Source organism: Mesorhizobium sp. LjNodule214, from assembly GCF_964252735.1.
Classification (GTDB): domain Bacteria; phylum Pseudomonadota; class Alphaproteobacteria; order Rhizobiales; family Rhizobiaceae; genus Mesorhizobium.
The window spans coordinates 468,922-482,286 of the sequence record NZ_CAXUPE020000003.1 but is presented as its reverse complement, the minus strand read 5'-3'; the positions used below and the strand labels follow the sequence as shown (position 1 = coordinate 482,286).

Here is a 13,365-nt window from a genome sequence, read left to right as displayed (position 1 = left end):
GCCGACTGTCAGTCGACGGGATCGGTGCGGCAAAAATTCTTCTGCAGGAAGGGCAGGACGGCATCGCGGTACTGCTGTTGGCTATAGCGAAAGAGATCGACATGCTTCGCGCGGTCGAACCAGACCAGTTCGGTGTCAGCGCCTGCCGCATCTTTCAACGCCAGCACTTGGCTGCGATCGACAAAGGGATCTGAATTGCCGGCAAGCAGCAGTATCGGCCGGTCAATAGCACCGATGCGATCGACCGGTCTGACCTCGTCTGCGCCAAAGCCAAGGCGGAGCGGCATCTGCGCCAAGAGGATGGTCGCCTGCACGTCGCGCAGCATGGGCAACGGCGCCCGCAACGCCGTGGTTTCCAGCAAGGTCGCGTAAAGTTGCTCAAGCACATAGGCGTCGGCTTGCTCCTGTTGCGCGGCAAACACAAAAGCGGCCGCGCCAAGCGAAGAACCGACGGCCGCGACCTTGCGGCCGGCGAAGCGTCGCCGCGCAAAGGCGAGGATGCGGCCGGCGTCCTGCCGTTCCGTGTAACCAAAGCCTCGGACATCGCCGCCGCTCTCGCCATGCCCTGACAGATCGAACAGCACGATTGAGTAGCCGCTTTTGAAAAGCATTTTCGCCCTGGGCAACATGGCTACCTTGTTGGAACCTCGCCCGTGCAACAACACAATCGTGCCGCAACTACCCTGCCGATCCGCAACCCAGCCAGCAAGGTCGGACGCGCCTTCCTGCTTCAGGACAATGCGCTCCACAGGCAATCCGGCAGGCAGAATGAAACTTTGCCGAGGCCCACGTGCAACCGCATGGCTTCCAGCCTCCCAAGTGACAGCGTACGCCGCGATGCAAATTCCCGCAAAGGCCACAGCGAGCAGAACACCTCGTCTCATCGATCGGTCTGCTCGGCGCGTTGCATCAAATTAACGGCAGACGTCGGTAGCGGCCGGGATTGTTGGGGCACCGCCATGGAGACCGGCCGTCCACCAGAACGGCGCGTCGCGGGACGTTGACGCTGATGTTGGTGATCTTCGTCGGTCCCTATTCGCACTGGTACTGGCTGAGCGCCCATTCGCCGGTCACCGACAAAAGGTCTGATATCTTCCAGCCGCCGTCGACCTTTTTCAGTTTCCATTCCAGCCGATGCGCATTGCCTTCGACGACGAAGGCGACAACCACCTTGGCCTCGTCGCCATTGACCGCCTCGATGGTCTTCAGGCTCTTGTCGATCGCCCGCTTGTCGTAATTCGCATTGTCAAGCGCCATGTTGGGATCGAGGCATTCGCCCTGCCCGGATTTGCGCAGCGCATCGCTCTTGTCGAGCACGGTCTTGGCCGGGTCGATGAAATTCTTGCGCTCGGCCGGATCGAGCTCCAGCCCGACATGCTCGTAGAAAGGCTTGACCACCGCCGTTGGCGAGCCCGGCAGCACGGGCGCCGAGGGCGCCGATGCGGCCGGCGGATTTGCGGGCGATGTGTCAGCGGGCGCATTGGCAGAGTCGCCGGAAGAAGCGTTCGGCGGTGGTGCGCCGAACAGGTCCTGGGCGCAAGCGCCACCGTTCAACCCGGCAGCCAGCATCGAAATCATCGGGAATATCCGGACAAAGCGACGGAGCACGGCATCACTCCGCTGTCGAACCCGGCATGCATTCCAACGCGCTGAGCGTCCAGCCGCTGGATTTGGAAGCGATGTCGGCTACCTTCCACTTGCCGTCGACCTTTTTCAGAGACCAGACCATTTCACGCTTGGACTCATCGCCTTCCGGGAAAAGGCTGAACGTCGCCGTCACCACGGCGCTGTCGCCATCCACCTGTTCCGACAGTTTGAGCGTCTTGGAGACGGTCTTTTCGTCATAGTCCTGTGCGTCGAGACCGGGAGCGAAGTCGATGCAAGGCACCTCGTCCGGCTTGTTCTTCTGCGCTTGGTCGTTGAGGTCAAACAGCCTGGTCACCGGCTCGGTGAAACGGTCGCGGTATTTGGCGTCGGCCTCGAATTTGACCTTGGGCATATAGAAGAACTTCACCGCATTGGATGCCGGCCCGGCCAGGGCCGCAGCGGGCGCGGCGATCGAAAGGACGGCAACGAGCACTGTCGGTCTCATGCAAAATCTCCGGATATCGATAGCCCCAAGCTATCAATATCACGCATCCTGCATACTGGCTTTCTTGCGGTCCATAAATCTTGCTGCGCCTCGTCCGACGGCACAGGTTTACGGTCCCGGCAGATCACTCTTTGTGGTTCCGTCAGGTCTTCGCCCGTCCTTATCAACTAACGCTGTCCGGCAGCGTCTCCTCGCGCAGGGCGATCAAATCTTTGAGACCATCGGCGATGCCCTCGTCGAGCTTCGGCTCCTCATAGTCCGCCAGCATGTTGCGGGCTTTCTCGCGACCGCGCGTGTCGTGGTCCTTCGCCCCTTCAGCCTTCCACTGTTCGAACGAATTGAAGTCCATGATGCTGGGCATGAAGAAAGCGGACTCGAAATGTTCGAGCGTGTGCTGGGTGCCCAGGAAATGGCCCTGCGGCCCCACCTCGCGGATCGCCGCCATCGCTTCCTTGAAATCGTCGAACGGAAGCCCGCCCGCATATTTATACCAGCCGACAAGCTGCTCGCAGTCGGTCGCGAATTTTGAATAGCCGCAGGTCAGGCCAGCCTCGAGCCATCCGGCGGAGTGCCAGATGTAGTTGGCGCCGGCCAGGATGGCGGCATGCATCAGCATGTTCGCCTCGTAGCCCGCCTGGGCGTCGTTCAGTTTCGAGCCGACATGGAAGCCCGACGTGCGCCACGGCAGCCGGTATTTCCGCGCCAGTGCCCCCATCAGATACATCATCTGGGCCGCCTCCGGCGTGCCACCCATGGGTGCGCCGGTCTTCATGTCGACCGTCACCATGAACTGTCCGTAGATCTGCGGCGAACCCGGACGCAGCAGCTGCGTGAACGCGACGCCGGCAAGCGCTTCCGCATTGACCTGCGCCACCGCGCCGACGGCCGAGGCCGAAGTCGAGGCGCCGCACAGCGCGAAGGGCGCCAGAATCAGCGGCTGGTTGTGGCGGGCATAAACCTTCATGGCGTCCAGCATGGTGGCATCCCAGACCAGCGGCGAATTGCAATTGGTGATCGACACCAGGACGGGATTGTCGCGGACAAACTCCTCGCCGAACACGATGCCTGCCATCGCCATCGTGTCTTCGGCCCGATCCTTGGACGTCACGATGCCCATGAACGGCTTGTCGGAGTGCTTCAGCGCCGAATGGATGATGTGGAGGTGACGCTTCGGCACCGCAATTTCCATCGGCTCGCAGATGATCGAGCTGGACGAATGCAGCGCCGGCGCCATGTAGGCGAGCTTGTGGAAATTATTGAGGTCGGCGAGCGTGCCGTAGCGCCTGTTGTTGTCGAGGTCGCGCACGTAAGGCGCGCCATACATCGGCACGAAGATGGAGTTGTCGCCGCCAACCCGCACCGTACGCTGCGGATTCCTCGCATTGAGCGTAAACTCCGACGGGACCTTCGAGACGAGCTCCATCAGGAGCGCACGGTCGATCCGGACACGAGTTTCCGAGACATCCGCGCCCGCTGCCTTCCAGAGTGCAATGGCCTCGTCATCACGGAACTCGCAGCCGACCTCTTCGAGGATCGCGAGCGACTCCTGATGGATCAGCTCCACCGCCTCGTCCGGAACCATTTGATACACCGGAATTTTACGGACCAGGGTCGGAAAAGACGCCATGGGAATTCCCCGCAGCACCTTGCGCCCCAGGCGGCCACCCGCTCGACGGCTGGCAGGTTCGGTCACTTCAACGGCCGGTGTGTTCATGGCAATTCCATCCTCCCTGAGCCCGTCAACTTAGCGAGACGAAATATGACTGTGACGCTGGAAAAACCTGATCGCTTGTATAAGCTCTGCTTATGCGAAGCCTGCGCCACCTCCTGCCCTCGGCCGGCAGCCTGATCGTCTTCGAGGCGGCCGGGCGGCTGTCGAGCTTCACCGCCGCCGGGCGCGAGCTCGGCATGACCCAAGCCGCCGTCTCCTACGCGGTGCGCGGGTTGGAGGAACAGCTCGGCGCCAAGCTGTTCCAGCGCCGCCACCGGCAGGTCAGCCTGACCGAGGCCGGCGAGCGCTTCCATGCCGATGTCTCGCTCGGCCTGTCCCACATCCGCAAGTCGGCGGAAGATTTGCGCCTGCAGGCGACGGGCGGCCATGTGACGCTTGCCGCCTCGACCGCCTTCGGATCGTTCTGGATGATGCCGCGCCTGCAGCAGTTCCGTGATGAATTGCCGGGCATCGATCTGCGCATCCAGACCGCCGACCGCGACCTCGACATCATCGCCGAAGGCATCCCGCTCGGCGTGCGCGGCGGCGAACCCAAGGAATGGCCGGAGTACCATTCGCTGCCGCTGGCCGACGAGGAGATCTTCCCGGTGGCCGGCGCCAGCTATGTGGCGAAGTTCGGCTTGCCGAGGACCGTCGCAGAACTGGCAACGCACCGTCTCATCCACCTGGAGGAGCCATATCGCGAGGCTGCGAGCTGGGACGAATGGTTCCAGTCGGCCGGCGCCAGCCTCAGCGATGCCGGGCGGGGCCTGCGCATCAACGACTACGCGCTGGTGATCCAGGCGGTGATGGAGGGGCAAGGCATCGCGCTGGGATGGCGGCACTTGGTCGAGCGGCTGCTGGCATCCGGACTGCTGGTGCCGGTGACGGATCATGTGATGAAGACCGGCACGAGCTTCCACATCATCTGGCCGAAGAACCGCGAGCTCAGCGACAACGCCCGCAAGGTAAGGGACTGGCTGGCCGCGCAGGCTTGAGGTGAATGCTGGTCCACCTAATCACGTGACTTTCCCCTCCCGCAAGCCCCACGAATCCGCCTATAGTGCTCTGATGCCCATCCGCCAGCTCTCCGAAACGATGATCAACCAGATCGCCGCCGGCGAAGTCATCGAGCGTCCGGCGAGCGTGGTCAAGGAACTGGTCGAGAATGCGCTCGATGCCGGCGCCTCGCGCGTCGAGATCGTCACCGCCGGCGGCGGGCTGAACCTGATCCGCGTCACCGACGATGGTTCTGGCATCCCCGAGCAGGAACTGGCGCTGGCGATCGCCCGCCACTGCACCTCCAAGCTCTCAGAAAATATCCACGACATCCGCTCGCTCGGCTTCCGCGGCGAGGCGCTGCCCTCGATCGGTTCGGTGGCGCGGCTGTCGATCCGTTCGCGCACGGCCGCTGGCGACAGCGCCGCCGAGATCGGCATCGAAGGCGGCCGTATGTCCGCGGTCAAGCCGGCGGCGGCCAATCGCGGCACCACGGTCGAGGTGCGCGACCTGTTCTTCGCCACGCCCGCGCGGCTCAAATTCATGAAGGGCGAACGCGCCGAAAGCTCGGCCACCAGCGACGTGGTCAAGCGCATCGCCATTGCCTTCCCGTCGGTGCGCTTCACGCTGGCCGGCTCCGACCGCTCGACGCTGGAACTGCCGGCAACCGACGACAGTTCCGAGGGCCGGCTTGCCCGTGTCGCGCAAGTGATGGGCGCGGATTTTCCCGACAATGCGATCGCCATCGACGCCGAGCGGGAAGGCGTGCAGCTTTCCGGCCATGTCTCGATCCCGTCCTTCAGCCGCGCCAACGCGCTGCAGCAATATGCCTATGTCAACGGCCGGCCGGTGCGCGACAAGCTGATCGCCGGCGCCATTCGCGGCGCCTTCGCCGACGTGCTGCCGCGCGACCGCCATGCGGTGACCGTGCTGTTCCTGACGCTCGATCCGGGAACCGTCGACGTCAATGTCCACCCGGCCAAGGCCGATGTGCGCTTCCGCGATCCAGGTCTGGTGCGCGGGCTGATCGTCGGCGGCATCCGTGAGGCGCTGGCCAATGCCGGCATCCGCGCCGCGACCACCGGGGCCGCCGGCATGGTGGCAGCGTTCCGGCCCGGCGCCGCCAGCTATTCGCATCCCGGCCCGGCCAACGGCCACCGGAGCTACGATGCAGCCTACCGCGCCTCGGGCTTTTCCGGTTTCGACCGCTCTGCGCAGCGGCCGCTCGATATGGAAGGCGGGGCACCCGGAAATAGCGGGTTCCGCGAGAACGATCAGGTTGCGTTCGATGCCGGGCCGCTCGCCAGCGCCGACGCACGCGCCGGCCTGGACGAAGCGGCAGAGACGCTGCTCGGCACGGCGCTGGGGGCGGCGCGGGCGCAGGTGCATGAGAACTATATCGTCGCCCAGACCAGGGATTCGCTCGTCATCGTCGACCAGCACGCGGCGCATGAGCGGCTGGTCTATGAAGCCTTGAAGAATGCGCTGCATTCGCGCGCCGTGCCGTCGCAGATGCTGCTTCTGCCGGAGATCGTCGACCTGCCGGAAGACGATGCCGAGCGGCTGGCCATGCATTCCGAAACGCTTGCCCGCTTCGGCCTCGGCATCGAGCGATTCGGGCCGGGCGCTGTCGCCGTGCGCGAGACGCCGTCGATGCTCGGCGAGACCAATGTCCAGCAGCTGGTGCGCGACCTTGCCGACGAGATCGCCGACAACGACACGGTGGAGACGCTGAAAGGCCGGCTGGACAAGATCGCCGCGACCATGGCCTGCCACGGCTCGGTGCGCTCCGGCCGCCTGCTGAAGCCCGAAGAGATGAATGCACTGCTGCGCCAGATGGAGGCGACGCCCGGCTCCGGCACCTGCAACCATGGCCGGCCGACCTATATCGAGCTCAAGCTTGCCGACATCGAGCGGCTGTTCGGCAGGCGGTGACGGATCAAGCTTGTCCCGCCGGCGCAGCCCCCTCTCCGGCCGCTTCGCGGCCACCTCTTCCCCTCACATCGTAGGGTGAAGAACCCAAGCTTTCCGAGGTCGCCTCGTGCAACGGATCGTCATTCTCGGAAATGCTGGAAGCGGCAAATCAACCCTGGCAAGGGAAGTGGGCGAACGGTTGAAATTGCCGGTCGTGCATTTGGACAGGTTGTTCTGGGGGCCGGGCTGGAGCAAACCTCAAAATGAAGTCTTTCGTGCACGCGTCAGCGAGGCCATCTCTGGTGACGGCTGGGTGTGCGAGGGAAACTATTATCGGCAGACTTTCGATCTGAGGCTGCCCCGCGCCGATCTCGTCGTCTGGCTCGACACCCCACGCATGACCTGCCTGAGCCGGGTCATATTGCGTAGCGCATTGAACCAGCCTCGGCCTGATCTTGCGGCCGGATGCCGTGAGAGGCTGGACAAAGAGTTTTTGGCGTTTCTGCGCTACATCTGGAATTTCGACGGTGACAGTCGACCGCTCATCGAGCAGGAGCGTCTGGCGAGGGGGCACTGGTGCCGGTGATCAACTTGCGTAGCAGCCGTCAGATATCCGACTTCGTAAGCTCACTTGCTCGCCAGCCCTAATACAGCAAACTTCTACAACCCTCTGATTTACCTCTTCAAATTCACCACGATCACACCGCCGAGCGCTAGCACGCCGCCGATGATGCCGAGCAGGGTCGGCACTTCGCCGAGCCAGAAGAAGCCGATCAACGTCGCCACCGGCGAGACCAGATAGAGGAAGTTCGAGGCGCGGGCGGCGGGCAGACGCGACAGCGCTGTCGCCCAGGCGGCATAGGCGATCAGGCTCGGCACGATGCCGAGGAAGATGACGGCACCAAGACCGGCAGTGTCGGCGACCGCGGCCTGCGAGAACGCGTTGGGCAGGAAGGGCGCCAGGCAGAGCGCGCCGAGCACCATGTTGGAAGCGGCGATGGTCAGCGGATGGTGGCGGGCAAAGAGCGGCTTCTGGACGATGGTGTTGACGGCCGAGCACAGGGCGGAGCCCAGAACCAGCAGCGCGCCGGTGTTGAAATGCAGGCCCTGCCCCTCGCCCATAGCGATGATGCCGATGCCGGCGAAAGAGATCGCCGTGCCGAGCCAGGCCACGCCGGAGAAGCGCTCGCCGAGCAGCGCCATCGCCATGATGGCGGTGAAGATCGGGCTGACATTGATGATGAAGCCGGCGGCACCAGCCGAAACCGTCAGCTCGCCGAAATTGAGCATCGCCGTATAGAGCGCGACGAAGATGGCGCCGCCGAAGCCGAAGCGCCACAATTCGTCGATCCTGGGCAGCGCCGGGCGCTTGACGGCGAGGAAGATAGCGGCCGGCACGGCGGCAATGGCGAAGCGCAGCGCGCCGAGTTCGAGCGGGTCAAAGGCGGCAAGGCCGGCGCGGATGGCCGGAAAGGCGGAGGCCCAACCGACCACAGTGAGGGCCACCGCGATGACGGCCGTGGTGTCCATGCGCTGTGTCGAATTCAACGTGCCGGTATAAGCGCTCATCTGACCGTCCTCGCGATTCAATTGCATGATGTACAGAAACGCTATTGCCGGCCGGTTGACAAACGAGCAAATCGAGGATCACCTGTGAGCATGGATCACAGCTCAGAACCGATGCTGCCGCTCGAGACCTTGCGCGCCTTCGACGCCGCGGCGCGCACCGGGAGTTTTTCAGCCGCCGCCGAAAAGCTCAACCTCACCCATGGTGCCGTCAGCCGGCAGATCGCCAAGCTGGAGGACTGGCTGGGGCTGAAAGTGTTCGATCGCGGCGCGCGCGGCGTGTCGCTGACGATCGAGGGCAATCGTCTGCATCTCAGGACCACCGAGGCCTTCGCGCTGATCGCCAGCAATTCGGACCGCTGGGTCGAACCGCGCGGCACCGCCGTGGTGCGGCTGACCTCGATCCCCTCGGTCAGCGGCCTGTGGCTGATGCCGCGCATGGCCGCGCTTGAGAGCCACCCGACCAAACTGCGCATCGTGCTCGATGTCGACAACCGCCAGGCAGATCTCGCCGACGAGGGCATCGATCTGTCGGTGCGCTGCGGGCGCGGCCGCATTCCGGGCCGTGTCTCGGTGCAGTTGTTCGAGGAGCATGTGTTCCCGATCGCCTCGCCGGATCTTGCTAAGGAGATCGGCAGCGGCGACCCTGCCCGGCTGCTCAAATTCCCGCTGATCAACGATTCCGACGCGTCCACATGGCGCGCCTGGTTCGCGGCGCAAGGCGTCGACTATCGCCCGCGCCCGCACGACCGCCGCTTCGAGGATTACAATCTGGTGCTCGATGCCGCCGCGCATGGGCTGGGCATCGCACTGGCGCGGCCGCCGCTAACGCAGGACCAGCTAAAGTCGGGCCGTATCGTCACGGTTGACGACCGCGCCGCGCTCAATCCGATTTCCTACTGGCTCGACCGGCCTGTCGGCCGCCCGCGCGCCGCCGCCGCCGACCTTGCCCGGCGCATCGCGGCGCAGGCCGGACTGGGGCCGGAAAAGATCGAGGCGTTCATCGAAGCCGAGAGTTAGCGAAGCACCATCCGCACAAAACCGACGGCAGCGCGGCCGCTACCGGCTGCGATGGCCCGGGCGCCGGTGCCGGCGGTGCGACCAATGCCTTGACCAGCGCTGTCCTCACCGGATCTGCCTTCGCCGACGGCAGAGCCTCCGGGTCAAGACTTCGCGCAACAACGATGTCAGGTGGGCAGAGGAAATGTCCATGCCGGTCCCCGCTGGAGCGGTTCATCGTTTAACGGAAACGCAGAACCGCTCTATCTCTTCGTTTTGACGCAATTCCGGACGGAAAACCCGTTTCACACTTTTCCTGGAATTGCTCTAAGTATCCGGTCGGACAATAGGGCATCAGCATTGCGTCAAGCTTGACCTTGCCGGCAATTTATGGCGATGACATCCTCATGAACCTTGGCGCCACCCCATGATGAACCGTTTCGAAGGCCCTGGTGGCAAGGAAGCCCGGATTCGCTATCTCGATGGCGACTTCCAGGTCACCAGCCCCGGCGCGTTCGTGCGCTGCGCGGTGACCGGCGAGAGCATCCCGCTCGACGAACTCAAATATTGGAGCGTCGCCAGGCAGGAGCCTTACGCAAACGCTACCGCCTCGCTGCGACGTGAGATCGAGGCGAATCCGGATCTGCGCAGCCGGCGGTAACGCTCTTAGTCGAACTCAGCCTCTCAGCTTACGCTGCCGCCATGCATCCAGCGTCTCGTCGATGATGCGCTCGGGCACGTGGTCGAGCTCGAACACGGTGTCGATCTCCAGCACGTCGAGCTGATCCAGGAACCCAGCAGGCGCGGTGCCGTGGCGCAACCTTGCGGCGTCCTTGGCGGTGGTGACGAGGCGAAGCCCTTCGCGGCGTGCGGTCGCCGCCAGTTCGGCAAGCTCGTCCTCGCCATAGAAATGATGATCCGGAAAGGCCCTCGAGAGCACCGCCTCGCCGCTGGCGGCGCGAAGCGTGTCGAAGAATTTTTCGGGATGGCCGATACCGGCGAAGGCCAGGAAGCGCCCGCCGGCAAAGCGGTCCTTACCCCGAGGCTCGGTATGCGCCTCGAAGATTGGGCGGCCGGCGCGCGCTGCCTGGCGCACCACCGCATCGGCCGCTATGCCCTCGCCCATCTTGAGCAGCGCGCTGGTGAAGACCAGCTGGTCGACGATGTTTGCCCTCAGCGGCCCGCCGGGAATGACGCGGCCATTGCCGATACCGTAGCGCGTGTCGACGACGACCAGCGCAAAGTCGATATGGATGCGCGCGCTCTGGAAGCCGTCGTCCATGATGAGGAAGTTACAGCCGTGCTTCTCGATGAGCAGCCTGGCGCCCGCCGCACGGTTCGGCGTCACCGCGACCGGCGCATGTTCGGCCAGAAGCAGCGGCTCGTCACCGACATGCTTGGCAGCGTCGTGATGCGGATCGACGACATGCGGCTGCGCGAACGAGCCGCCATGGCCGCGCGACAGGAAACCGGGATTGAGCTGCATGCGTTTGGCCTGCCTGGCCAGCGCGATCGCCACCGGCGTCTTGCCGGTACCGCCGACTGTGAAATTGCCGACGCACAGCACGGGTGCCTCGACCTTTTCGCGCGGCGCACGGCGCATGCGGCGGCCGGCGACAACGGCATAGGCGGCCGACAGCGGCGACAGCGCCAGCACGCGCCAGTCCGGCTTTTCCCACCAGAAGGGCGGCGCCTCGGAGGTCACGCTACCTCCCGTTGGCGCCCTTCAGGCGCGACTTGACGACCAGCGGCTGGATGTAGGGCTCCAGCGACTTCAGCGTGCGCGCAAGCGCGCCGCGCATCTCGTCGACGGTCGCCACACCGGCCGCCATCATCTCATAGCGCGCCGCCTCGTTGGTCAGAAGGAAATTGACCGCGCCGGCCAGCATGTCGCGGTCGCGCACGAGTCTCGCGCCGCCGCTGTCGAGCAGCCGCTGATACGCCTCGCGGAAATTCTGGACGTTGCGGCCGGCGAGCACCGCCGTCTCCAGCATCGCCGGTTCCAGCGGGTTCTGGCCGCCCTCGGAGGTCAGAGAACGGCCGACGAAGGCGATCTCCGTCAGCCTGAGGTAAAGCCCCATCTCGCCGATCGTGTCGCCGAGCAGGATGTCGGTGTCGGCGGTGATCCTGTCGCCCTTGCTGCGCCGGGCGAGCTTCAGGCCCATGCCGGAAATCTGCGTGGCCAGCGCCTCGGCGCGGTCGGGATGGCGCGGAACGATAATCGTCAGCAGGCCGTGATGGCGCCTGTGCAGCATGGCGTGGACTTCGGCCGCCACCACTTCCTCGCCGTCATGGGTCGAAATCGCCGCCCAGGTCGGCCGCTCGCCGATCTGGCGCTTCAGCGAGGACAGCGCCCGTTCGTCGAACGGCGGCGGCGCGGTGTCGACCTTGAGGTTGCCCGACACGGTGACCGGCCGGGCGCCCAGCGAGCGGAAGCGCTCGCCGTCGACATCCGACTGGGCGACGACATGGGCAAGGTTCTCGAACAAGGCCTCGGCGATGTTGGCGCGTTTCTTCCAGGAGGTGAAGGAGCGGTCGGACAGCCTGCCGTTGACCAGCACCTGCGGCACGCGCCGCGCGCCGAGCTCGAGCATGGTCATCGGCCAGATTTCCGATTCGGCGATGATCGCCAGATCCGGTCGCCAATGGTCGAGGAAACGGCTGACCGCCGGCTTGAGATCGAGCGGCACATATTGGTGGATGATGCGGTCACCAAGCCGCTCGTCGGCAACTTGCGCGGAGGTGACGGTGCCGGTGGTCAGGACGATGTTGACGCCGTAGTCGAGGATGCTCTCGACCAGGGGAATGACGGCGAGGGTCTCGCCGACGCTCGCCGCGTGGATCCAGATCACCGGCCCTTCCGGACGTGGACGGCCGGCGACGCCGTAGCGCTCACGCCGGCGGACACGATCTTCCTTGCCCCTGGAGGTGCGCCAGGCGACGTAGGGCCCGATCAGCGGATAGGCGGCGGCGCCCGCATAGCGGTAGGCCGACAGCATGGCGCGCGCCCAGCGCTCGCTCACTTCGGGCCGTCCACGAGGCGGTAGGCCTCGGCGGTGGCGGCGTTGAGCGAGGCGGTCAGTTCCTGGCGCTTGCGCTCCATCTCGGCATCATCGGCATTGGCCGGCACCTGTACCGGCGTGCCGAGCACGATCGCGCAACGGCCGAACGGCAGGTTGATGGTGGTCTTGTCCCAGCTCTTCTCCAGCACCTTGCGGCGGCTGGTGGCGATGGCCGCAGGCATGATCGGGCGGCCCGAGAGCCGCGCCAGAAGAACGATGCCGAGCCCCGCGTCGCGCGGCGTGCCGTGGGGTATGTCTGCGATCATGGCGACGTTCTTGCCGGCCGTGAGCGACTTTTTCAGGGCAATCAGCGCCCTGGCGCCACCCTTGTCGAGATGCCTGGTGCTGTCACGTCCGCCGGAGCCGCGCACGGCCTCGATGCCAAATCTCTCGAGCATCAGCGCGTTGAGCTCGGCATCGGCACTGCGCGAGACCATGGCGACCAGCTGCCGGCCCTTGGGATAGTAGGCCGGGGTGAGCAGATGCTGGCCGTGCCAAAGCGCGATGATGCCGGGTTCCAGATGCGCATAGGCGCCCCCGGCGACATGCGCCGATCCGTCAACCATGCGATTGGTCAGGCGTACAAAGCGCACGAACTGCGCGAGCAGGCCGACAATGACGCTCTTGACGAATCGCGACTGCGCCAGCGGTTCGCGGACCCTGCGCCAGAAGGCTTTGGTGGCTCGGCTGCCGCCACGGCCCGCCGGCGCGGCCTCCGTGGCCGGCGCTTTCGCCGCATCATGGTCCATGGAAATCAACCGACGACCTTGCTGTCTGGGTCGAGCAGCCGATGCAGGTGAACGACGAAATAGCGCATATGGGCGTTATCGACACTGGCTTGCGCCTTGGCCTTCCAGGCCGTGTGCGCGGATTGATAGTCGGGGTAGATGCCGACGATGTCGAGCCCATCGAGGTCGCGGAATTCGGTTCCGCCCAGCTTTTTCAGCTCGCCGCCGAAAACCAGGTGCAAAAGCTGTTTCTTTCCGTCTTCCGCGGCCATGTCGGTCCTTCACATATCGTGA

General features: G+C 64.8%; 14 protein-coding genes. 5 read left to right on the top strand and 9 right to left on the bottom strand.

The window, feature by feature from the left end:
• Nucleotides 1-8 precede the first annotated feature (8 nt).
• The 4 genes from ACSQ3Z_RS27615 to ACSQ3Z_RS27600 all read right to left on the bottom strand — a co-directional run bounded on the left by ACSQ3Z_RS27615 (nt 9) and on the right by ACSQ3Z_RS27600 (nt 3,806).
• Nucleotides 9-884, bottom strand: coding sequence for an alpha/beta hydrolase (locus ACSQ3Z_RS27615; protein WP_436174444.1), 876 nt, complete (start codon nt 882-884; stop codon nt 9-11).
• Nucleotides 885-1,032: 148 nt separating this feature from the next.
• The gene (locus tag ACSQ3Z_RS27610; RefSeq protein ID WP_436174443.1) at nt 1,033-1,578 is read right to left on the bottom strand and encodes a hypothetical protein; all 546 of its coding nucleotides are present in this window, start codon (nt 1,576-1,578) and stop codon (nt 1,033-1,035) included.
• Between the two features lie 34 nt (nt 1,579-1,612).
• The gene (locus ACSQ3Z_RS27605) at nt 1,613-2,092 is read right to left on the bottom strand and encodes a DUF3828 domain-containing protein (RefSeq protein WP_436174442.1); all 480 of its coding nucleotides are present in this window, start codon (nt 2,090-2,092) and stop codon (nt 1,613-1,615) included.
• 163 nt (nt 2,093-2,255) lie between these two features.
• The gene (locus tag ACSQ3Z_RS27600) at nt 2,256-3,806 is read right to left on the bottom strand and encodes a trimethylamine methyltransferase family protein (protein ID WP_436174441.1); all 1,551 of its coding nucleotides are present in this window, start codon (nt 3,804-3,806) and stop codon (nt 2,256-2,258) included.
• Nucleotides 3,807-3,898: 92 nt separating this feature from the next.
• Between ACSQ3Z_RS27600 and ACSQ3Z_RS27595 the strand changes: the two genes are divergently transcribed.
• The 3 genes from ACSQ3Z_RS27595 (at nt 3,899) to ACSQ3Z_RS27585 (ending at nt 7,302) form a co-directional block, all read left to right on the top strand.
• Nucleotides 3,899-4,801, top strand: coding sequence for a LysR substrate-binding domain-containing protein (locus ACSQ3Z_RS27595; RefSeq protein ID WP_436174440.1), 903 nt, complete (start codon nt 3,899-3,901; stop codon nt 4,799-4,801).
• Nucleotides 4,802-4,874: 73 nt separating this feature from the next.
• Nucleotides 4,875-6,737 (top strand): DNA mismatch repair endonuclease MutL, encoded by a 1,863-nt coding sequence (gene mutL / locus ACSQ3Z_RS27590; RefSeq protein WP_436174439.1) that lies wholly within the window; start codon nt 4,875-4,877, stop codon nt 6,735-6,737.
• A gap of 106 nt (nt 6,738-6,843) precedes the next feature.
• Nucleotides 6,844-7,302 carry an AAA family ATPase gene (locus tag ACSQ3Z_RS27585; protein WP_436174438.1) on the top strand — a complete coding sequence of 153 codons (459 nt, stop codon included), beginning with the start codon at nt 6,844-6,846 and terminating at the stop codon, nt 7,300-7,302.
• A gap of 89 nt (nt 7,303-7,391) precedes the next feature.
• On the opposite strand, the gene ACSQ3Z_RS27580 is transcribed toward ACSQ3Z_RS27585, so the two are convergent.
• Complete coding sequence (locus tag ACSQ3Z_RS27580; RefSeq protein ID WP_436174437.1) at nt 7,392-8,285, bottom strand: DMT family transporter; 894 nt, start codon at nt 8,283-8,285, stop codon at nt 7,392-7,394.
• Between the two features lie 90 nt (nt 8,286-8,375).
• Between ACSQ3Z_RS27580 and ACSQ3Z_RS27575 the strand changes: the two genes are divergently transcribed.
• Nucleotides 8,376-9,302 (top strand): LysR substrate-binding domain-containing protein, encoded by a 927-nt coding sequence (locus ACSQ3Z_RS27575; RefSeq protein WP_436174436.1) that lies wholly within the window; start codon nt 8,376-8,378, stop codon nt 9,300-9,302.
• A gap of 406 nt (nt 9,303-9,708) precedes the next feature.
• A complete protein-coding gene (locus tag ACSQ3Z_RS27570; RefSeq protein WP_436174435.1) occupies nt 9,709-9,942 on the top strand; it encodes a DUF2093 domain-containing protein in 234 nt (77 codons plus the stop codon).
• Nucleotides 9,943-9,957: 15 nt separating this feature from the next.
• Here the strand turns inward: ACSQ3Z_RS27570 and lpxK are convergent, their stop codons facing one another.
• Genes lpxK through ACSQ3Z_RS27550 form a run of 4 tightly spaced genes read right to left on the bottom strand, consistent with a single transcriptional unit; the run spans nt 9,958 to nt 13,343 of the window.
• Nucleotides 9,958-10,986, bottom strand: coding sequence for a tetraacyldisaccharide 4'-kinase (gene lpxK / locus ACSQ3Z_RS27565; RefSeq protein ID WP_436174434.1), 1,029 nt, complete (start codon nt 10,984-10,986; stop codon nt 9,958-9,960).
• Nucleotide 10,987: 1 nt separating this feature from the next.
• Nucleotides 10,988-12,304, bottom strand: a complete 1,317-nt coding sequence (gene waaA, locus ACSQ3Z_RS27560) for a lipid IV(A) 3-deoxy-D-manno-octulosonic acid transferase (RefSeq protein ID WP_436174433.1) — start codon at nt 12,302-12,304, stop codon at nt 10,988-10,990.
• Nucleotides 12,301-13,092: a lysophospholipid acyltransferase family protein gene (locus tag ACSQ3Z_RS27555; RefSeq protein WP_436174432.1), complete on the bottom strand. Its 792-nt coding sequence runs from the start codon at nt 13,090-13,092 to the stop codon at nt 12,301-12,303. The genes waaA and ACSQ3Z_RS27555 overlap by 4 nt, the downstream gene beginning before the upstream one ends.
• 5 nt (nt 13,093-13,097) lie before the next feature.
• Nucleotides 13,098-13,343: a DUF4170 domain-containing protein gene (locus ACSQ3Z_RS27550; RefSeq protein ID WP_436174431.1), complete on the bottom strand. Its 246-nt coding sequence runs from the start codon at nt 13,341-13,343 to the stop codon at nt 13,098-13,100.
• Nucleotides 13,344-13,365 lie beyond the last annotated feature (22 nt).